Genomic DNA, 19,526 nt, shown 5'->3' on the forward strand with positions numbered 1-19,526 from the left:
AAAGGATGAAAATTAATGAAGTTAAAAAGTTTTGGAAAGATTGCTGTAGTTCTTGCGCTAGGTGCAAGTCTTGTTGCTTGTGGAGGAAATAAAAAGGAAAATGCCACTGCAAATGCTGGTGGAAGTGCAGAAGGAGAAGATCTTGGAACTATTAATGTTATTTCAAGGGAACAAGGTTCAGGTACAAGATCAGCCTTCACTGAACTAACAGGAGTTCTTGTTAAGGAAGGCGACAAGGAAGTTGACAAGACTTATGAAGAAGCTGCTGTTCAATCTTCCACTGATGCAGTTCTTACTACTGTACAAAATGACGCAGGTTCAATTGGTTACATTTCTCTTGGATCTTTAAACGACGATGTTAAGGCCCTAAAGGTTGAAGGAGTTGAAGCTACTCCAGAAAACATCAAGTCAAACTCTTATAAGCTTGCTAGACCTTTTAACCTAGCTTACAAAAAAGATGTAGATGAAAAATCAATGGACTTAGTTAAATTCATTATGTCTGACGAAGGACAAAAAATTTGTGAAGAAGAAGGTTACGTTGGAGACGCTAAGGGCGAAACTTATGAACCAATTGATAGCGATGCAAAATTAACTGTTGCAGGTTCAACTTCTGTTACTCCTCTTATGGAAAAACTTGTTGAAGCTTACAAGGCAAAGAACCCTAATGTTGTGATTGATATTCAATCTAATGGTTCATCAGCTGGTATGACTGCTGCAATGGAAGGAACTGCACAAATTGGTATGGCATCAAGAGAACTTAAGGACGAAGAAAAGAATGCTCTTGACTTCACAGTTATTGCAAGAGACGGTATCGCAGTTATTGTAAATAAAGAAAATGCTTGTGAAGATGTGACTATGGATGATTTACAAAAAATCTTTACTGGAGAATTAACTGAGTGGTCAGGACTTGCAAAATAAAAAATGCAAAGGAAATAAAATGGAAAATATTAATATAAAGGCCCCTCGAGATGACAAGAGGACCAGGACATTTTCGTGGGAAGAAGTATCTAAGTACTTCTTCCTACTTTGTTCTGTACTTTCAATTTTCTTCTTACTTCTAATTTGTGTATTTATCTTCAAAGATTCAATAGAATTTTTTGGAAAAGTGGGAGTGAAGGATTTTATCTTAAGCGACTCTTGGGCACCTATGAATCAACCGCCAACTTATGGAATCTTATCCATGATTCTTGGCTCAATAATTATCACAGCCCTATCATGTTTAGGAGCAGTGCCAGTTGCCATTATGGTGGCAGCTTATTTGGCCTTTGATTGTCCCAAAAAATTCTATAAAATTTTAAAACCAGGACTTAATTTAATGACAGGGATTCCATCGATAGTTTATGGTTTCTTTGCCCTAACAATTATTGTTCCTATTAACAAGTCTATCTTTGGTGGCAATGGGATGAATATTTTAAGTGCATCAATCTTGCTTTTAATAATGATCCTACCAACAATAATTTCTATGGCAGAAGCTTCACTTAGGACTGTGCCAAAGTCTTATTACTCAGGCTCACTTTCTCTTGGTGCATCTCACGATGAAACTATAACAAGAGTTATGATACCTGCTGCAAGATCAGGAATTTTTGCAGGAATTATACTTGGAATTGGTCGTGCCATTGGTGAAACTATGGCAGTAATCCTTGTTGCTGGCAACCAAACAAGACTTACACTTAACCCTCTCAAGGGAATTAGAACTATGACTACAAATATTGTTTTGGAAATGGCTTACGCTGCTGGCGACCACAGGCAAGCCCTAATAGCAACAGCAGGAGTCCTATTTATTTTTATCTTAATAATAAATACAAGTTTCTTCATAGTTAAGAATAGGAGAGAAAAAAATGACTAAAATAATTGTTTTAAGTCTTTTGGCTATATTTATAATCTCAATTCTTGGACTTCATTTTGTTGGAAAGATGTCCTTTTATAAAATAACAACGAGACTATTTTCAGCTATGACTCTTGGAGTCCTAGTCTTTATAGTTGTATTTGTTGTAGTAAAGGGAGCCCTATCCTTTAGACCAAGTATGTTGTCTCTTAACTATTCAACAGAAAATCTCTCCATGGGTCCTGCCATAGTAACAACACTTTTAACAGTTGTCCTTTCAATTTTATTGGCATCTCCTATAGGAATTTTTACTGCAATATTTTTAGTTGAGTACACAAGAGTGGAAAACAAATTAGTAAAGGCAATAAGACTTGCAACAGAAACTCTTGCAGGCATACCTTCCATTGTCTACGGACTATTTGGAATGTTATTCTTTGGACTAAAATTAAAAATGGGATTTTCAGTAATTTCTGGTGTCCTAACAGTTTCTATTATGATCTTGCCAATTATTATTAGATCAACTGAAGAAGCTTTAAAGTCAGTTCACCCATCAGTGAGACAAGGTTCCCTTGCCCTTGGTGCAGGTAAGCTTAGGACAATCTTTAAGGTTGTACTTCCGATAGCAATCCCAGGGATTTTATCAGGCATAATTTTATCTGTTGGCCGTGTAGTTGGAGAAACTGCTGCCCTTATGTACACACTGGGAACAGCAACATCTCTTCCAACATCTATTAGATCATCATCAAGGACTCTTGCTCTTCACATGTACGTTCTTTCATCAGAAGGAAAGCACGTTGGAGAAGCCTATGCAACTGGCATGGTCCTCTTGATTTTAGTTTTAATAATAAACTGGTCTTCTACAAAACTTGCAAACAAACTTAGTGAGGTTGAATAATGAATACAAAAATGAGCGTTAAGGATCTTGATCTCTTCTACGGAGACTTTCAAGCTCTTCACAATATAAACTTAGACATAAGAGAAAGAGAAATTCTTTCCTTTATTGGGCCATCAGGTTGCGGCAAGTCCACCCTATTAAAATGTTTAAATAGGATGAACGACCTAGTTGTTGGCTGCAAGATTGATGGAGAAATAAAACTCGATGGCGATGACATCTACGCCAAGAATTATGATGTAAATAAACTTAGGAAAAGAGTGGGTATGGTCTTCCAACAACCTAACCCCTTCCCAATGAGCATCTACGAAAACATCGCCTATGGACCAAAGACCCATGGGATAAAAAATAAGGCTGAGCTTGATGAAATTGTTGAGTCATCACTTAAGCAAGCTGCCATTTGGGATGAAGTAAAAGATGACTTAAAAAAGTCTGCCCTTTCTATATCAGGTGGACAACAACAAAGACTTTGTATAGCAAGAGCTCTTGCAGTTAATCCAGAAGTAATATTAATGGACGAACCAACATCTGCCCTTGACCCGATTTCCACAGGAAAAATTGAAGACCTTGCCCAAGACTTAAAGGACAAGTACACAATTGTAATGGTAACCCACAACATGCAACAGGCATCGAGAATTTCAGATCAAACTGCCTTCTTCTTAAATGGAGTTATTGTTGAAAAGGGAAATACAGTGGACATTTTTACAAACCCAAGGGAAGAAAAAACAGAATTATATGTAACAGGAAGGTTCGGCTAATGAGAAAAAGATTTGATGATGAATTAAGGCACTTAAATGACTTGGTCTTAGAGATGGCAAGTTTAAATGAATCTGCAATTAAAAAGGCAATTTCACTTTTAGATGAAAAGGACGAAAATATTGCAGAAGAAGTCATCCAAGATGAAAAGAGGACAGACCAATACGAAAAAATTATTCAAGACCAATGCCTTAAAATTTTTGTAGAGCAACAACCAGCAGCAAGTGACCTTAGAAGGGTCTCTTCTGCCTTAAAGATGATTACTGACTTAGAAAGAATTGGGGATAACGCAAGAGATATTGCAGAAATTTGCATGGGCCTAGCTGATGACGGTGACACTACAAGCCTACCTCTTATAAAGGAAATGGCAGAGGCAACAGTTAATCTTTTAAATAGGTCCATTGATTCCTTTGTAAACTTAGATCTTGATCTTGCAAAGAAAATTGATGACGAAGATGATGTTATTGACAATTATTTTGTAATGATAAGGGACCAGTTAATTGATATAATAAAGTCAGATTTTAATCCAGCAGCTGCCATTGATTATATAATGATTGCCAAATATTTGGAAAGAATTTCTGATCATGGAGTTAACATTGCTGACTGGGTGATCTTTACTATAGAAGGTTCAAGAAGCTAATAAAAAAATCAAAAAATAAGGATGATTTTATGCTAATTTATCTTGTTGAAGATGATACATCGATTTTAAAATTAATTGAATACTCACTAAATACCAAGGGCTATGAGGTCAGGGCCTTTGAAAAGGGCAAGGACTTTTTTAAAGTTCTTGAAGAAAAAAGGCCTGATTTAGTCCTCCTTGACATAATGCTTCCCGACATGGACGGAATCGAGATTTTAAAAAGGCTTAGGGAGAGAGAAGAAACTTCTGACACCTGGGTCATAATGATAACTGCCAAGACTTCAGAATACGACGTGATTTCTGCTCTTGACGAAGGAGCAGACGATTACATCAAGAAGCCATTCTCTGTCATGGAACTTTTATCAAGAGTTGGGGCAGTAGAAAGACGAGCCAGCAAAAAGCCAAAGGACACAGGAGTCCTTGACTACAATGGGATTGTTATAAAAGACAAGAACAGGTCTGTCACTATTGATGGAGCCCAAGTTGACTTTAGCTTAAAGGAATATGAAGTTTTAAAATATTTAATTCTAAATAAGGACATAGTTATCTCTCGTGAGAAACTCTTGACAGAAATTTGGGGTTACGACTATGAGGGAGAAACTAGGACTGTGGACATGCACATAAAGTTAATAAGAGATAAGCTTGGTGACAAGAGGGGATGCATCAAAACCATTAGGGGAATTGGTTACATGATGACCAAGGAGGAATGAGATGAAAAAAAGATTTTTCAGATACCTCCTTGGAATTGCCCTCTTGACTTTATTTTTATCAACTGTGGCTTCCATGTTTGTATTTTATTCTGGTTACGCCAAGAGGTCCAACGAGGACTTGAGAAACATTGTCATGACTATGGGAGAAAGTCTCAACAAGCATGAAGATGACATTGCTTACTTGGAAGGACTTGCAAATAAAAAATTAGACTTTAGGATAACCTTGATAAGAGAAGATGGAGAAGTCCTTTATGATTCAAAGAAGGATGTAAAACTCTTGCCATCTCACAAGGACAGGCCAGAAGTTATTGAAGCAAAAAAACTTGGCTATGCCCAAGTGGAAAGATATTCCAACACCCTATCCAAGGATCTCTACTATGTCAGCCTAAGGCTTGATGATGGAAACATGATTAGGATTTCAAGAGAAATGGACAACTTAATTGGTGCCTTCACCAAGGTCCTTCCCCTTGATATATTAATGTCTCTTGCGATTTTTGTTGTTGCAACTTTTGTTTCAAGTAGTTTAACTAAAAAGACCTTTGATCCACTAAACAATCTTGAAGAAGATTTGATAAATATTGACACAAATATTTTTCCAGAGATAAGCCCTTTTATAAATAGGATTAAAAATCAAAAGCTAACTATTGATGAAAACTACAAGGAGATTGCCAGAGAAAGGGACACAATAAATACTATATTAAAAAACATGAGGGAGTCACTTGTTATTGTTGACGAAAACAAAAATCTCTTGACAGTAAATGATTCTGCAAGAGAAATCTTTAATTCAAAGAGAGACATTCTTGGAGAAAATATTATAAATCTTATTAGAGATGAAGAAATTTTAAAAATGGCTGATGAAGCTCTTGAGGGCAAGAGCACTGAAGCCATAACGAGAATTGGCAACAGGGACTACAAGTGTTACGTAAATCCAGTCTTTGAAGACAAGAGGGTTAGGGGACTTTTAATTTTATTTATTGATGAGACAGAAGAGATTAGGGCCCTAAGATTACGTGAAGAATTTTCATCCAATGTTAGTCACGAGTTAAAGACTCCCCTTACATCAATCTCTGGTTTCTCAGAACTTCTTGTCAACAACTTGGTAGAAGACAAGGATAAGGAAGGTTTTTATAAATTAATTTATAATGACTCCAAGAGACTATTAAGTCTTGTGGAAGATATTATGAAAATTTCAGGCCTTGAAAATGCAGGAGACTATGACAAGGAAGAAGTTGACCTAAGGGAAATAATTTCTGAAATCCTAAAGGGCTATGAAGGCTTAATTGAAGAAAAAAATATTAAAGTTAACTTTGAGGGAGATGGCAGTCTTTTTGAAAACAAGACTATGATTTGGGAGCTTTTCTCCAACTTAATCAACAACGGACTTAAGTACAACAAAGAGGGAGGAAGGCTTGACATAAAAATTTCTGAAGAAGAGGAGAATTACAAGGTTCTCATTGCTGACACAGGAATTGGAATCCCACAAGAAGACCTTGCAAGGATTTTTGAAAGATTTTACAGGGTAGACAAGTCTAGGTCACGAAGAGTTGGTGGAACAGGTCTTGGCCTTTCAATAGTAAAACACATTTTGCAAAACATAGATGGCAAGGTAAAGATTTATTCACAACTTGGTCAAGGAACGACCTTTGAATTACTTTTAAAGAAGCCAAAGAGAAAATAATTTTATAAATTTTTATAGACACAAAAAGAGGACCTTCGCGGTCCTTTTTTGTTTGATTTTTTAAAAATATTAAGATTAATATTCTTAAAAAACTAAACAAATAAATGCTATTATATCCTTAAAATAGATTTTATTAGGAGGATATTATGAACAAGAGATTAATTAATTTAGGACTAGGTTTAGTAGCAGGTGCCCTTGGTGGGAAAATTCTTACATCAGAAACTGCAAAAAAATTAGCAGTTAACACAGTAGCTGGTGGCCTAAAAATCAAAGAAGGTATCGATAAAAACCTTGAAGCTGTAAAAGTTTCTAGTGAAGACATTCTTGCCGAAGCAAAGGTAAAAAAGGCAGAAGATGAAAAGAAGGAAGCTGAAAGAAAGGCTCAAGTTGATATAGAAAAAGTTTCCCAAGCAGAAGTAGAAGAAGAAGTTGTTGAAGAAGAAGTTGTTGAAGAAGAAGTAGAAGACTAAGATGATTGCTTCTATTGCTAGTAGGACTATTGGAAGGACTCGCTTCACCTATGAGGGGATCCTGCCAGAGTCCAATGTAAATAAATTAAAATACAAGATTGAAGAGCTTGAGGGAGTTAAGTTTTGTAAAATTTCTCCACTAGCTAATTCTATAGTCGTATCTTATGAAGAAAAGTTTCTACCAAAGATTGCAAGATTTATCTTGGACTTCGACTTAAGTGACTTAGATGACTTTGAAATTGATGATTCAGACTTTGTCCCACAAAATGAAAGGGAAGTCTTTCACATCTTGCGTGATGCCATGTATAGGAGGATTTTCTTTACAAAAATTATGCCCATGCCCTTGAGGCCGATTGGTGTCATCATAAAGTCTATTCCTTATATCAAGGCTGGTCTAAAAAGCCTTAAGAAGAGAAAGCTTGACGTCAGTCTACTGGATGCCACAGCTATTGGAGTTTCAATACTGGATGGAGAGTTTGCTGACGCAGGCAGCATTATGTTCTTGCTAGAACTTGGCGAAGAGTTAGAAGACTATACACTTAAAAAGTCTAAGGACAACCTGGCTCAGTCATTGAAGTTAAACGTTGATAAGGTCTTTGTTCTTGATGGAGATAAGAAGTATTTAAAGAAGCTTGAAGATGTAGAGATTGGCGAGCTTGTTGAAGTCGGCATGGGGTCAACTATTCCTGTTGACGGAGAAATAGTAAAAGGTTACGGCATGGTCAACGAAGCATCCCTAACTGGCGAGTCACTTCCTGTTAAGAAGACTGAAGGCAAGACTGTCTTTGCAGGCACTGCCCTTGAAGAGGGAGCTCTTTTAGTGAGGACTGCAAAAAAATATGACGACTCAAGGATCAATCACATAATAGAATTAATTGGAGAAAGTGAAAAGAACAAGTCCCTTGCAGAAAAGAGGGCAGAATCTCTTGCAGATTCTATTGTAAAATATTCCTTCCTTGGAGCAGGTCTAACTTATCTTTTGACAAGAAACTTTATCAAGGCCAAGTCCTTTTTAATGGTGGACTTCTCTTGTGCCCTAAAACTTACAATGCCAATTGCAACGATGAAGGCAATTTCATCGGCATCAGAAAGAGAAATCCTTGTAAAGGGTGGAAGGTATCTTGAAAAGTTGGCCCAAGCTGACTCTATAGTCTTTGACAAGACAGGAACCCTTACAAGGTCTGAGCCAAAGGTTGAGAAGGTAATTGCCTTTTACGACCACGATGAAGATGAATGTCTAAGGATTGCAGCCTGTCTTGAAGAACACTTCCCACATTCCATTGCCAATGCAGTTGTTAAGGCCGCTAAGGATAAGGACCTCAAGCATGAAGAGATGCACTCGAAGCCAGAGTACATTGTGGCTCATGGTGTAAAATCAAGTATTGAGGGAAGACCTGCCTTAATTGGATCGGCTCACTTCATACTTGAAGATGAAAAGATTCAAATCGACAAGGCCCAAGAAGATAAGATTGAAGAGTTAAAGGAAGACTACTCACTCTTATACCTAGCCTATGATGAGAAATTAATTGCAGTAATTTGTATAAAAGATCCAGTGCGTGAAGATGCAAAACTTACTATTGATGCCCTAAGACAACTTGGATTTACAAAAATTGCCATGCTAACTGGCGACGCAGAGAACTCTGCAAGAGCTGTGGCAGAAGAGCTTGAACTTGATTATTATGAGTCACAAGTCTTGCCAGAAGACAAGAAAAATTATGTAGACAGGGAAAGGGAAGCAGGCAGGACTGTTGTCATGATTGGAGACGGAATCAACGACTCCATTGCCCTATCATCGGCAGATGTTGGTATCTCCATGCATGAAGGTGCAGACATAGCAAAAGAAATTGCAGATATCTCTATTAAGTCCGACTCCTTAAAGGAACTTGTTGATGCAATAAAAATTGCAAGAGGACTTGAGAGAAGGATCCACAGAAATTACAGGGAAATTATTTCCTTTAACGGGGCCCTAATTATTCTAGGAGTCTTGGGTTACTTGACAAATACTCGATCAGCCTTCCTCCACAATGCCTCAACAGTTGCCATTGCAGGAAGAAACATGAGGGACTACGCAATTTAAAATAAATTTGTAAATAAAAAAGTAAAAATATATTTTTCCAAATCTCAAAAAAAAGAGGACCTTCGCGGTCCTTTTTTCTATGCTTATTTACTTTCTTCTTCTGTCAAAATTCTCAAAATCTCTGAATAAATTTCTTCAGGATTTTTTTTGAAATTGGTAGTTATTTTTTTCGCCATAGTGGGGTCTGATGTTTCGATTTTTAAATCAAGAACATCAATCTCGTCGTCTCTAATTTTTAGATGAGCGTAGTGGCTTCCATCTCTTTCAATGACTTGACCTGATACAGAATTTTTTAGGAGCAAGTCGTGGTGGTAGGCCTCCATCTTCTCGTCTAAAAATTTTATATTTTCTTCAGGTATTTGCTCGTAGAAAATATTTAGGGTCTTTGTCCCATCTTCTGAAAGATAATATTTTTTGTCGTCGTCAAATAGGACAAGGCCTGTTGACTCTAGCTCCTTTAAATATTGCTTGAAGTAAAAATAATTAAAGAGCTCAATATCCAATACAAAATAGGACAGGTCATTTTCCTTGAGCCTGTGATTGAAATTATCTATTATGTAGAGGATTAATAATTTATTTAATGCAAGTTCAAAAGAACTTTTTTTCATAAGATCACCTTCCAAGTAATTATACCAAAGCCAGGCTCATAAAGGCAATTAAAGATGAATTTTTACAAGTTTTTGATATAATGTAGGTGGAGGAATTATGGAAAAAGAAATTTTATTTTCTCGTGAAGAGATCAAAGAAAAAGTTGTAAGCCTGGGCAAGATGATAGAAAAAGACTTCGAAGATGATTTCGTAGTTATTTCTCTTTTAAGGGGAAGTTTTATCTTTGCAGCAGACTTAGTTAGAGAGATAGATAGATTAGTTGAGATAGATTTTTTAACAACTTCCAGTTATGGTCACAGCGAAAGCTCCAGTGGTGAGGTTAGGTTTTTGACAGACCTTCGCACTAATATCCAGGGCAGAAATGTCTTAATAGTTGACGACATATTGGACACAGGCAACACTCTTTACGCTGTGAAGGAAAAGTTAATGTCTTATAAGCCAAAAACTTTAAAGACTTGTGTCTTGTTGGATAAACCTTCAAGGAGAGAGGCAGATGTAAGTGCCGACTATGTTGGTTTTGAAATTGAAGACCTCTTTATAGTTGGTTACGGCCTAAACTACGGCGACCACTACAGAAATGTCCCTTACATCTACACTTACACAGAAAAAAATGAAAAACTTTAAGAAGAAGACTTTAAATGTGATGAGCGTCAACTCCTTGACCCTTGTCCTTGCAATTATATTTTTGACAATTGGATTTAACATCCAGGAACGTTTTAGCTTTTGGGGAACCTTTATAACAGAGGTGGTCATAGTTTTGATCCCTGCCCTTTTAATTTCTTCAACAGGAAGGATAAAAGAGGTTCTAAAGATCAAGAAGGTCCCAATGAAGAGCCTGGGACTTACAATAATCCTTGTGATATTAATTTATCCTGTGATCTTGCTTTTCAATGGAGTATTTTTGTCCCTTCTTTCAAACTTTATTGAATACAAAAATTTTCCCATGGAGCTAATGCTACAAAATGTTCCAATTTTTAATTATTTGATTTTCATGTGTCTTGTGCCGGCAATTTGTGAAGAAGTTTTCTTTAGGGGAACTCTTACCAATGCCTACAATGTCTATGGAGAGAGGTTTGCCATAGTGGTATCGGCTCTTGTCTTTGCCCTCTTCCACTTTGACATCCAAAACTTTATAGCCCCCTTCTTGTTGGGACTTTTATTTGCAAGTTTAATTGAAGTCACAGGTTCAATTTTGCCTGCCATCTTGGCCCACTTTGTCAACAATGTTCTTGCAGTTTTATCTGCCAGGTATGTAAACGAAAGGTTCTTTAACTTTTTGAGACAGACTAAATTTTCTCGTGAGATAGGCTCTCTTGAGCTTTCAATAATTATAATTCTAGTTGTCCTTTCAATTTTTTCAATAATCCTAGGCAGGTTTATTATGAAAAGCTTGAAGGAGGAGAATAAGGCTGAAGGTCAGGTTAAGATAAGATATAGGGACGTGGAAGCAATTGATTTATTCAACTTTGTTCCCCTCATTGCCCTTGTGATTTTGTATTTCATCTATCACTACATTGTTTTTTAAGGAGATAGGATATGGATAAGATAAGAGAAGCAGCAGATTTAATTTTAAAATCAAAGAAAGTTTTTGCCCTAACTGGCGCAGGTATTTCTACAGATTCAGGTATTCCTGACTTCAGGTCATCATCTGGCTATTATTCAAAGATGGACCCGGCCCTTGCCCTCTCCAAGGACAGACTTTTAAACCATCCAGAAATTTTTTACAAGGAAGGCTACAAGATTTTAGAAGACTTAAATGACCAAGAACCCAATGGAGGCCACAAGGCTCTTGCCAAGATGGAAGAGGAAGGTTATCTTGCTGGTATAATCACACAAAATATTGACAACCTTCATGCCAAGGCAGGGTCTAAAAATATTTATGAAGTTCACGGAGAAACTCGTGGAACCCACTGCATGAAGTGTGGTAAGGAATATCCTTTTACTGTAATGAGAGAAAAGGTTGAAGCTGGAGAAATTCCACCTAAGTGTGATGAATGTGGCGGAGTGATCAGGCCTAACGTTGTGATGTTTGGCGACATGATGCCTGACGATTTTGAAAGGGGAGCAAGGGAACTTGACTCCACAGAAACCTTAATTGTCGTTGGCTCATCCCTTACAGTTTCACCAGTAAACTTCTTGCCAAACTATGTGGACCACTTGATTATAATAAACAACGACCCAACACCTATGGATAGGCGTGCCGATGTAGTCATCCACGAAAACTCCACTAGGGTCTTACAAGAAATTTTAAAGGAGCTTGAATCCAGATCATGATGTACGGAGATTTTGCTTATTTTTACGACAAACTCATGTACGACCTTGACTACGAAAAAATTTATAAATTTATAGGAGAGCTTCTAGGGAAAAAAACTCTAGAAGCTGACTTAATTTTAGAAATGGCTTGTGGGACTGGAGGTCTCACAGAAAAGCTAGTGAAAGACTACAAGGTCCATGCCTTTGACCTTTCAGAGGACATGTTGGCAGTTTGTGAAAATAAGATTAAGACCAGGAACTTAAGACTTTTTAAGCAAAACATGGCAGGTTTTTCTGCCCCATCAACTTATGACGCCATAGTATCAGTTGGTGATAGCTTAAATTATTTAATAGATAAGGAAGACTTTGAGGCTGCCTTAAAGTCAGCCTATGACCACTTAAATGAGGGTGGGATTTTTATCTTTGACTTAAACACAGAGTACAAGTTCAAGAATATTGACCCTGTAACTGTTGACGAAGTTGAAGATGTCTTCTATATTTGGGAAAATATTTTTGATGAAGAATCAAAACTAAACACTTACGGAGTTAATTTTTTCAGAAACACTGAAGACAATAATTACAAGAGATTTTACGAAGAACACCTAGAGAGGGCCTATGACCTTTCTTATGTGAAAAATATTTTAGAAGAAATTGGATTTTGTGATCTAGAAGTTTATGACGACTATGACTTTAAAGAAGCAAGTGATAAAACTTCAAGATACACAATAGCCGCAAGGAGGTAAATTTGGGATATATTTTAAGAGCAATAGATGAGACAGAAACTATAAAAATTTCTGCTGCCATAACAACTGATGTAGTTGAAGAGGCAGCAAAGATTCACAAACTATCAAAGACAACTGCAGCAGCCCTGGGAAGAGTTTTAACTGCAACAGCAATTATTGGATCATGGCAAAAAAATGAAAGGGATTCAGTAACTATTTCCATAAATGGAGATGGTCCAGCAGGTCCAATAGTTGCAACTTGTAAAAATGACGGTTATGTGAAGGGTTATGTAGCAAGACCAGGAGCTGACCTTCCAATAAGGGAGTCTGATGGAAAGATTGACGTTGCTGGAGCCGTTGGCCAAGGAACCCTAACTATGACCATGGATGTTGGGATGAAGAAGCCTTACACAGGAACAGTTAACCTGACAAGTGGAGAGATCGCAGAAGATCTCGCAGTTTATTTCTTGCAATCAGACCAAGTCCCATCAGCAGTTGGTCTTGGAGTCCTTGTTGATGTTGACTATTCAATCAAGGCAGCAGGTGGCTTTATAGTTCAACTAATGCCGGACTGCAGGGAAGAAGAAATTGCAAAACTAGAAGAAAACTTGAAAAAGATAAACAACGTAACTTCAGTGATTGATGAGTACCACGATGCAGAAAAGTTAATTGAAATCTTAATGGAAGGCATGAACTACAAGGTTCTAGAAAAGAGAGAAATTGAGTACAAGTGCAATTGCTCTCGTGATAAAGTTGAAGATGCAATAGTGTCAGTTGGACCACAAGAAATTAAAAAAATTCTAGAAGAGGATAAGAAGGCAGAAGTGAATTGCTACTTCTGTAACTCTGTTTACGATTTTGACGAGGAAGACCTTGAGAGAATGCTAAAGAAGGCCGAGGACATAAATAAAAACAGGGAAATTATAATCCAAGATAATTTCTAAATAAATTAAAAACTATTTAATATATATTGATTAATTAATGATTATTAATTAAAGGAATGTAAGGATCCTATGAGTAGAAAATTATTAGACGTTTTAAAATATGAAAAAAACAATAAAATAAGTGGTGGAATATATCACAAACTCCAAGTTGAATTCACTTACAACTCCAATCACATAGAAGGAAGCAAGTTGACTGAAGACCAAACTAGGATGATATTTGAAACCAACACACTTGGTGTCAATGAATCAGTAAATGTCGATGACATTATAGAAACCTTAAATCATTTTCAATCAATTGATAAGGTCATAGATTCCTATGACGAAGAATTGACAGAAGCTTATATAAAAGACCTTCACAAGGTTTTAAAAGCTGGCACAAGTGACTCCAAGCTAGATTGGTTTAGGGTTGGAGATTATAAGGCTTATCCAAATGAAGTTGGTGGAAATGAAACGACTTCGCCTGAAGATGTGACACATGAAATGAAAAAACTTCTAGATTCTTACAATGAGAAGAAAGAGAAAAGACTTGAAGATATAATTGACTTCCACTATAGGTTTGAAAAAATTCATCCCTTCCAAGATGGGAATGGTAGAGTCGGAAGGCTTATTATTTTTAAAGAGTGTCTCAAGCATGACTTTGTTCCCTTTATAATTAGCGAAGACCTAAAATTTTTCTATTATAGGGGGCTTGCAGAATACAAAAAAGAAAGAGGATTCTTAGTTGAAACTTGCCTTTCAGCACAAGATAGGTTTAAGGCATATTTAGATTATTTTAAAATCGATTATAGAGACTAAAAGAAAATTTTATAAAAAAAGAAAGATAGCTAGAAAATTTAATCCGGCTATCTTTTTTATTGGATCTTTTATCTTATATTGTTAAAAACTTTTTCCATGGGTTTAAAAACTACAAGGACTATGACAGATGAAACTGCAATTTGAATTAGGTTGCCTGGGATTGACGCAAGGGGTGCGACAAGTGAAGACAAGATAAAAATTTCTCCTATGTAGTAAACCACAACTTTTACAAGGGCAACAAGTATAAAAGATGTAATTAAACTTTTAAGAGTGTGCTTCTTGTAGTTCATCTTGTTTAAGATGTAGCCCATGATTAGGGCTGAGATCACAGTCATTGGAGACCAAAGAACCCATCCACTTGTTAGGTCGAAGAGTCCCATGCCCAAAGCTCCTGCTGTCATGCCCACTCTCTTGTCAAAAAATATGGCAGCCAAGAAGAAGGGAACATTGCCCAAGTGAATTAGGCCTCCGTTGGGGGAGAAGGGTAGTTGGATTTTTACCAACCAAGTGAATACATATACAAGTGCAATAAATAGTGAAGTGATGACAAGGTCTCTGACCTTAAAATTTTTCATGAGTGCTCCTTTCACATTTTTAAAAATAATTTAGAATTATTTTACCAGAAATTGTCATATAAATAAAGAGCAAGGTCGACAATTGACCTTGCTTTAAAAATTTTTATTTATAAACTTTTTGTAAGATTTTAAATTATGAAGGCGCCCTTCTCATCGATATCAAGAAGTCTTACTTCATAAGAATTTAAAAGCTTATCTAATTTATTTTTGATTTGGTCTTCTGATGTTTTGTCGCTTGCCTTTAAGACCACCATGATAGTTGAGCCGGCACCACTTAGGTAGTGGCCAAGGGCTTCTGAATCATCAATAATTTTTTCAATCTCGTCGATTTCTGGAATTAATTTTAACCTGTAAGGCTCGTGAATTTTATCATCAAGGGCAACTTTTAAGTTTTCTTCATTGCCAGAGATTAATGACAAGATGACCATGGAAAGTCTTGAAAGGTTAAAGACAGCATCTTCCTTTGAGTAAGTTTTTGGCAAGGCATCTCTTGCTTCCTTAGTTGGAAGTTTAAAGTCAGGAATTATTGCCAAGAATTTAAAATTATTTGAAACTTCGAATTCTTCTAGGTAAACTTGGTCATCTTTTAGGATTGATGCCACAGCATTTCCAAAAATTGCTGGAGCTACATTGTCTGGATGGCCCTCCATCTTTGTTGCAAGTTTCAAAATTTCCTTCTTGTCAAAGTCTCTCTTCATGACATCAAAGGCAGCCATGATCCCCATGACTATGCAGGAAGCTGAAGACCCGAGTCCACGAGAAAGTGGAACATTGGTATCCACATTAAAGTCCACAGGAAGGGCTTCCTCTCCATAAAAGTCAAAGGCATACTTGTAGGCCTTGTAGATTAAATTTGAATTCAAATTATTTTCAAATTCTTCTTTGTCGTCACTTAACTTAAACTCGCAAGTGTTGGAAAGGTCAAGGGCAAGTCCAAGGACGTCAAAGCCAGGTCCAAGATTGGCTGAACTTGCTGGGACGGAGATCCTCTTGCCACGTCTTGCAAATTTTAAGACCTCTTCTTCAATTTCATTTTTTAAAATTTTTGTCTTGTGAAGAATTTTTTTATCTTTTAATTTTTTAATTTCAGATGGAATCTTAACTCCAGTTTTTTCATGAAGTAAATCAATATTTTTAAACTCGTCATCTGAAAGATTTTCTCCTAAGGCTTCAAGGACTGTTGAAGAAAACTTGTAGGGACTTGCTGTTGATAAGATTACTGTCTTATCAAGGCCAAGCTTGTCCACAATGTTTTTTGCCACTCCTGTGTGGGGGTCCATCAAATATTTTTCTTCTTCAAAGACCTTCTTAATAGTTTCCCTTGTCTCATCTTCCTTGGCAAAACCACACAAGAATTCATGGAAGTCGCCCTTAAATTCAAAGATACCCTTGTCTTTTAAGTCAGCCATTTTTTCTTTCACGATAGCATCAGATGACTTGTGGAAGATTAGTCTTTCAAGGTTTGATGAAACCAAGATGTCCATGGAAGGAGAAATAGTCTTAACAAGGTCCCTGTTGGCATCGTATCTTCCGCTAGTGAAGAAGTCTGTCAAAACATTGTTGTCATTTGATGCAATAACAAGCTTGTCTATTGGAAGGCCCATTTCCTTTGCATAATAGCCTGCCAAGATGTCGCCAAAGTTACCGGTTGGCACACAGTAGGAGATCTTTTCTCCACCACTTATTTTTTTATTCTTGACTAAGTCTGCGTAGGAATAAAAATAGTAGACGATTTGGGGAAGGAGCCTGCCAATGTTTATGGAGTTGGCAGAAGAAAGATAAATATTTTCCTTTTTAAGCTCTTCTTTTATCTTTGCATCGTTAAATATTTTCTTCACAGCAGATTGGGCATCGTCGAAGTTGCCGTCAATGGAAATAACCTTTGAATTTAAAGATCCTGTTGTATCCATTTGGGCCTTTTGGATGGAGCTCACACCTTCTGTTGGGTATAAGACCAAGATGTCAATGTCTTCTGTATTGTAAAAACCTTCTAGGGCAGCCTTACCTGTGTCGCCTGATGTTGCAGTTAAAATAAGGGTTTTGTCCTTGATGCCAAGAGATTTTTTGGCATAGGCCAAGAGGTTTGGAAGAAGGCAAAGGGCAAAGTCCTTAAAGGCAGAAGTCCTGCCATGGTAAAGTTCTAGGTAGAAATCCTTTTGGTAAGAAACTTTTGCAATTTCATCTTCAAAGGATGCGTAGGATTTTTCTATAAGCCCTAACAAGTCATCTTTGTCAAAGTCAGTAAGATAAAGTGAAAGAATTTTGTGGGCCAAGTCTGTGTAAGACAGATCCAAGTTCTCCATTATGTCAAAGGCAGGGAAGGATTCTGGGACAAAAAGTCCCCCGTCTTCAGAGATTCCCTTAACAATGGCTTCTCTGCCAGAAATTTTTAAATTTGAATTTCTTGTTGATAAAAATTTCATAAATCCTCCTCAAGTTCTGCCAAGAAAACTTTGTCGAGATTTCCCAGGGCATCTCTCAAGTCATCAAGGGAAACTTTTCTTGTAATTAATAAATGTTCGTCGTCTATAATTTTTTCTTCTTCGATTAAGTCTTTTAGTTCAGAAGAGACTTCAGAAGTCCTTACATAAAATTTGTTCTCCAAATTATTCTCAACTTCATAAGAATTTCCTGCGTCATAAAAAGTTTTTATTTCTCTTTTTGCAAGGATCCTCAAGAGGTCACGCATTACTGCATCAGCAGTTTCAAGCTTGCCTGCACCTGGACCCTTTAATTCGTAGGAAGTGAAATTTTCTCCCCAGACCTTAACTCCATTAGTTCCTCCAAAAGTCTTTGCAAAGAAATTATCCCTTACGAAAGTAGGAATAACAGAAATATTTATCTTGTCATTTGCTAGTTCTGACTTGGCAAGGACCCTAATGGAGTAGCCCCTTTCCTTTGCAAAATCAAAATCTGATTTTTTCACGTTTTCAATGCCAAAAGTAAAAATCTCATCTTCCTTGATTTTTGAATTGTAAATAAGAGAAGACAAAATTCTTATCTTTCTCATGGCATCAAAGCCTCCAACATCAGCAGTAGGATCTGCTTCAGCATAGCCAAGCTCTTGGGCTTCCTTTAGGACCTCGTCGTAGGATGAGCCATCCACTTCCATCTTTGAAAGGATGTAGTTGGAAGTTCCATTTAAAATCCCTTGGACCTTATTCATGTCACTGAAGAAGGCCTCTTCCATGATTGGATGGATCACTGGGATTGCACCAGCAACTGCAGCTTCATAAGAAAAATAAATATTTTTTTCTCTTGCAAGTTCATTTAACTCTTCAAAGTATTTTGAAACTACAGCTTTATTGGCAGTTACAATATTTTTGCCAGCTTCCATTAATTTAACAATTCTCTCATAAGTTTCTTCAAGACTTGAAGTCACATCAATAACTGTATCTACATCAGAATTTAAAATTTCGTCAAAATCATCTGTGAAGGCAAGGTCCCCATCAAGGGGAGACCTTTTTTTGTTTTTATTTCTAATTAAAACTTTTTCAATTTTTATATCAAAATTATTTTTTAAGAGGGACTCCCTCTTCTTGTATAAAATTTCTTCGACACCTGTTCCCACAGTGCCAAAGCCCATTATTGCAATTTTCAACTTAAACCTCCAAGACTTTTTTCGCAATTTGCACTGCGTTAGTTGCAGCTCCCTTCCTAATGTTGTCGGCACAAGACCAAAGGTTTAGGCCGTTTTCTACAGTGAAGTCACGTCTAATCCTGCCAACAAAAACTTCATTCTTGTCAGCTGCCATTAAAGGCATTGGATAGACTTCATTGGCAAGATCATCTTCTAGTACCATGCCAGGGTAGTCTCCAATAATTGTCTTCACATCTTCCACTTCAAAAGGATTTTCCACTTCAACGTTAATAGAAATTGAGTGGGAGAACTTAACTGGCACACGAACTGTTGTGGCAGTAACAAGGACAGAGTCGTCGTGAAGAATTTTTTTAGTTTCGTTAATCATCTTCATTTCTTCCTTGGAGTAGCCATTGTCTAAGAAGACATCAATTTGTGGTATGCAGTTGTTCTTAATTGGATACTTGTAGGCAAGCTGAGTGCCTTTTTCCAAGTCAGAAATTCCATTAAGACCAGATCCAGAAACAGATTGGTAAGTAGAATAAATTACCCTCTTGATCTTGTACTTGTCGTGAATTGGTTTAAGCGGAAGTACAGATTGGATAGTTGAACAATTTGGGTTTGCAATAATTCCCTTGTTGTCCTTAATATCTTCGGGATTGATTTCTGGAACAACTAGAGGAACTTCTGGGTCCATCCTAAAGGCAGATGAGTTGTCAATAACAGTTACTCCAGCCTTGGCAGCTATAGGAGCGAACTTTTCACTTACAGATCCACCAGCAGAGAAGAGGGCAATCTTAATGTCTCTTCCTTCAAAGGAATCTTCCTTTAATTCTTCAACAGTGTATTCTTTGCCACAATATTCAATTTTTTTGCCAGCCGATTTTTTTGAGCTAAACAAGTACAGATTGTCTATTGGGAAATTTTCTTCACTTAAAACCTTTAACATCATGCTTCCAACAAGTCCAGTTGCACCAACAACTGCTACATTAACCTTCAT

20 protein-coding genes are annotated in these 19,526 nt (G+C 36.9%); 15 read left to right on the plus strand and 5 right to left on the minus strand.

The window, feature by feature from the left end; all coding sequences use genetic code 11:
* Window positions 1–15 precede the first annotated feature (15 nt).
* The 9 genes from HMPREF3023_RS02840 to HMPREF3023_RS02880 all read left to right on the plus strand — a co-directional run bounded on the left by HMPREF3023_RS02840 (window position 16) and on the right by HMPREF3023_RS02880 (window position 9,048).
* The gene (locus HMPREF3023_RS02840) at window positions 16–918 is read left to right on the plus strand and encodes a substrate-binding domain-containing protein (protein ID WP_070700420.1); all 903 of its coding nucleotides are present in this window, start codon (window positions 16–18) and stop codon (window positions 916–918) included.
* A gap of 19 nt (window positions 919–937) precedes the next feature.
* Window positions 938–1,846 (plus strand): phosphate ABC transporter permease subunit PstC, encoded by a 909-nt coding sequence (gene pstC, locus HMPREF3023_RS02845; protein ID WP_070700512.1) that lies wholly within the window; start codon window positions 938–940, stop codon window positions 1,844–1,846.
* Window positions 1,839–2,720, plus strand: a complete 882-nt coding sequence (pstA, locus tag HMPREF3023_RS02850; RefSeq protein WP_070700425.1) for a phosphate ABC transporter permease PstA — start codon at window positions 1,839–1,841, stop codon at window positions 2,718–2,720. Before pstC ends, pstA begins: the two co-directional genes overlap by 8 nt.
* The gene (pstB, locus tag HMPREF3023_RS02855; RefSeq protein WP_070700427.1) at window positions 2,720–3,475 is read left to right on the plus strand and encodes a phosphate ABC transporter ATP-binding protein PstB; all 756 of its coding nucleotides are present in this window, start codon (window positions 2,720–2,722) and stop codon (window positions 3,473–3,475) included. Before pstA ends, pstB begins: the two co-directional genes overlap by 1 nt.
* Entirely contained in the window at window positions 3,475–4,113 is a 639-nt protein-coding gene (gene phoU / locus HMPREF3023_RS02860) for a phosphate signaling complex protein PhoU (protein ID WP_070700430.1), read from the plus strand. The genes pstB and phoU overlap by 1 nt, the downstream gene beginning before the upstream one ends.
* A 29-nt stretch (window positions 4,114–4,142) precedes the next feature.
* Entirely contained in the window at window positions 4,143–4,823 is a 681-nt protein-coding gene (locus HMPREF3023_RS02865) for a response regulator transcription factor (RefSeq protein WP_070700433.1), read from the plus strand.
* A gap of 1 nt (window position 4,824) precedes the next feature.
* Window positions 4,825–6,501 (plus strand): sensor histidine kinase, encoded by a 1,677-nt coding sequence (locus HMPREF3023_RS02870; RefSeq protein ID WP_070700436.1) that lies wholly within the window; start codon window positions 4,825–4,827, stop codon window positions 6,499–6,501.
* A 146-nt stretch (window positions 6,502–6,647) separates the two neighbouring features.
* On the plus strand, window positions 6,648–6,971 hold the full coding sequence (locus tag HMPREF3023_RS02875) for a DUF6110 family protein (protein ID WP_070700439.1): 324 nt from the start codon (window positions 6,648–6,650) through the stop codon (window positions 6,969–6,971).
* A 1-nt stretch (window position 6,972) separates the two neighbouring features.
* Window positions 6,973–9,048: a heavy metal translocating P-type ATPase gene (locus HMPREF3023_RS02880; protein WP_070700442.1), complete on the plus strand. Its 2,076-nt coding sequence runs from the start codon at window positions 6,973–6,975 to the stop codon at window positions 9,046–9,048.
* Between the two features lie 83 nt (window positions 9,049–9,131).
* Here the strand turns inward: HMPREF3023_RS02880 and HMPREF3023_RS02885 are convergent, their stop codons facing one another.
* Window positions 9,132–9,656: a DUF4364 family protein gene (locus HMPREF3023_RS02885; protein ID WP_070700445.1), complete on the minus strand. Its 525-nt coding sequence runs from the start codon at window positions 9,654–9,656 to the stop codon at window positions 9,132–9,134.
* A gap of 97 nt (window positions 9,657–9,753) precedes the next feature.
* Here HMPREF3023_RS02885 and hpt point away from each other — a divergent pair, with 97 nt between their 5' ends.
* From hpt to HMPREF3023_RS02915, 6 genes are all read left to right on the plus strand, one after another.
* Window positions 9,754–10,281, plus strand: a complete 528-nt coding sequence (gene hpt / locus HMPREF3023_RS02890; RefSeq protein ID WP_070700448.1) for a hypoxanthine phosphoribosyltransferase — start codon at window positions 9,754–9,756, stop codon at window positions 10,279–10,281.
* On the plus strand, window positions 10,268–11,182 hold the full coding sequence (locus HMPREF3023_RS02895; protein WP_070700451.1) for a type II CAAX endopeptidase family protein: 915 nt from the start codon (window positions 10,268–10,270) through the stop codon (window positions 11,180–11,182). Before hpt ends, HMPREF3023_RS02895 begins: the two co-directional genes overlap by 14 nt.
* Window positions 11,183–11,193: 11 nt before the next feature.
* Window positions 11,194–11,931, plus strand: coding sequence for an SIR2 family NAD-dependent protein deacylase (locus HMPREF3023_RS02900; protein ID WP_070700454.1), 738 nt, complete (start codon window positions 11,194–11,196; stop codon window positions 11,929–11,931).
* Window positions 11,928–12,653 carry a class I SAM-dependent DNA methyltransferase gene (locus HMPREF3023_RS02905; RefSeq protein ID WP_070700457.1) on the plus strand — a complete coding sequence of 242 codons (726 nt, stop codon included), beginning with the start codon at window positions 11,928–11,930 and terminating at the stop codon, window positions 12,651–12,653. Before HMPREF3023_RS02900 ends, HMPREF3023_RS02905 begins: the two co-directional genes overlap by 4 nt.
* A gap of 2 nt (window positions 12,654–12,655) precedes the next feature.
* Window positions 12,656–13,576, plus strand: coding sequence for an Hsp33 family molecular chaperone HslO (hslO, locus tag HMPREF3023_RS02910; protein ID WP_070700460.1), 921 nt, complete (start codon window positions 12,656–12,658; stop codon window positions 13,574–13,576).
* Window positions 13,577–13,645: 69 nt separating this feature from the next.
* Complete coding sequence (locus HMPREF3023_RS02915; RefSeq protein WP_070700462.1) at window positions 13,646–14,371, plus strand: Fic family protein; 726 nt, start codon at window positions 13,646–13,648, stop codon at window positions 14,369–14,371.
* 68 nt (window positions 14,372–14,439) lie between these two features.
* On the opposite strand, the gene HMPREF3023_RS02920 is transcribed toward HMPREF3023_RS02915, so the two are convergent.
* The 4 genes from HMPREF3023_RS02920 to HMPREF3023_RS02935 form a co-directional block, all read right to left on the minus strand.
* Complete coding sequence (locus tag HMPREF3023_RS02920) at window positions 14,440–14,946, minus strand: ECF transporter S component (protein WP_070700465.1); 507 nt, start codon at window positions 14,944–14,946, stop codon at window positions 14,440–14,442.
* Between the two features lie 128 nt (window positions 14,947–15,074).
* Window positions 15,075–17,369, minus strand: coding sequence for a homoserine kinase (thrB, locus tag HMPREF3023_RS02925; protein ID WP_070700468.1), 2,295 nt, complete (start codon window positions 17,367–17,369; stop codon window positions 15,075–15,077).
* Window positions 17,366–18,547: a homoserine dehydrogenase gene (locus HMPREF3023_RS02930; RefSeq protein ID WP_070700472.1), complete on the minus strand. Its 1,182-nt coding sequence runs from the start codon at window positions 18,545–18,547 to the stop codon at window positions 17,366–17,368. The genes thrB and HMPREF3023_RS02930 overlap by 4 nt, the downstream gene beginning before the upstream one ends.
* 1 nt (window position 18,548) lies before the next feature.
* Entirely contained in the window at window positions 18,549–19,526 is a 978-nt protein-coding gene (locus tag HMPREF3023_RS02935) for an aspartate-semialdehyde dehydrogenase (protein ID WP_070700478.1), read from the minus strand.

The sequence above is a fragment of the Peptoniphilus sp. HMSC075B08 genome (assembly GCF_001815405.1).
GTDB classification, from domain to species: Bacteria; Bacillota; Clostridia; order Tissierellales; family Peptoniphilaceae; genus Peptoniphilus_A; species Peptoniphilus_A harei.

Bases quoted from the DNA above. Each gene is read 5' to 3' on its own strand.
- HMPREF3023_RS02935 (WP_070700478.1), bottom strand. From the start codon at position 19,526: ATGAAGGTTAATGTAGCAGTTGTTGGTGCAACTGGACTTGTTGGAAGC.
- HMPREF3023_RS02885 (WP_070700445.1), bottom strand. From the start codon at position 9,656: ATGAAAAAAAGTTCTTTTGAACTTGCATTAAATAAATTATTAATCCTC.
- pstA (WP_070700425.1), top strand. From the start codon at position 1,839: ATGACTAAAATAATTGTTTTAAGTCTTTTGGCTATATTTATAATCTCA.
- HMPREF3023_RS02880 (WP_070700442.1), top strand. From the start codon at position 6,973: ATGATTGCTTCTATTGCTAGTAGGACTATTGGAAGGACTCGCTTCACC.
- hpt (WP_070700448.1), top strand. From the start codon at position 9,754: ATGGAAAAAGAAATTTTATTTTCTCGTGAAGAGATCAAAGAAAAAGTT.
- pstC (WP_070700512.1), top strand. From the start codon at position 938: ATGGAAAATATTAATATAAAGGCCCCTCGAGATGACAAGAGGACCAGG.
- HMPREF3023_RS02870 (WP_070700436.1), top strand. From the start codon at position 4,825: ATGAAAAAAAGATTTTTCAGATACCTCCTTGGAATTGCCCTCTTGACT.
- HMPREF3023_RS02905 (WP_070700457.1), top strand. From the start codon at position 11,928: ATGATGTACGGAGATTTTGCTTATTTTTACGACAAACTCATGTACGAC.
- phoU (WP_070700430.1), top strand. From the start codon at position 3,475: ATGAGAAAAAGATTTGATGATGAATTAAGGCACTTAAATGACTTGGTC.
- HMPREF3023_RS02895 (WP_070700451.1), top strand. From the start codon at position 10,268: ATGAAAAACTTTAAGAAGAAGACTTTAAATGTGATGAGCGTCAACTCC.
- HMPREF3023_RS02865 (WP_070700433.1), top strand. From the start codon at position 4,143: ATGCTAATTTATCTTGTTGAAGATGATACATCGATTTTAAAATTAATT.
- pstB (WP_070700427.1), top strand. From the start codon at position 2,720: ATGAATACAAAAATGAGCGTTAAGGATCTTGATCTCTTCTACGGAGAC.
- HMPREF3023_RS02875 (WP_070700439.1), top strand. From the start codon at position 6,648: ATGAACAAGAGATTAATTAATTTAGGACTAGGTTTAGTAGCAGGTGCC.
- thrB (WP_070700468.1), bottom strand. From the start codon at position 17,369: ATGAAATTTTTATCAACAAGAAATTCAAATTTAAAAATTTCTGGCAGA.
- HMPREF3023_RS02900 (WP_070700454.1), top strand. From the start codon at position 11,194: ATGGATAAGATAAGAGAAGCAGCAGATTTAATTTTAAAATCAAAGAAA.
- HMPREF3023_RS02920 (WP_070700465.1), bottom strand. From the start codon at position 14,946: ATGAAAAATTTTAAGGTCAGAGACCTTGTCATCACTTCACTATTTATT.
- HMPREF3023_RS02840 (WP_070700420.1), top strand. From the start codon at position 16: ATGAAGTTAAAAAGTTTTGGAAAGATTGCTGTAGTTCTTGCGCTAGGT.
- HMPREF3023_RS02915 (WP_070700462.1), top strand. From the start codon at position 13,646: ATGAGTAGAAAATTATTAGACGTTTTAAAATATGAAAAAAACAATAAA.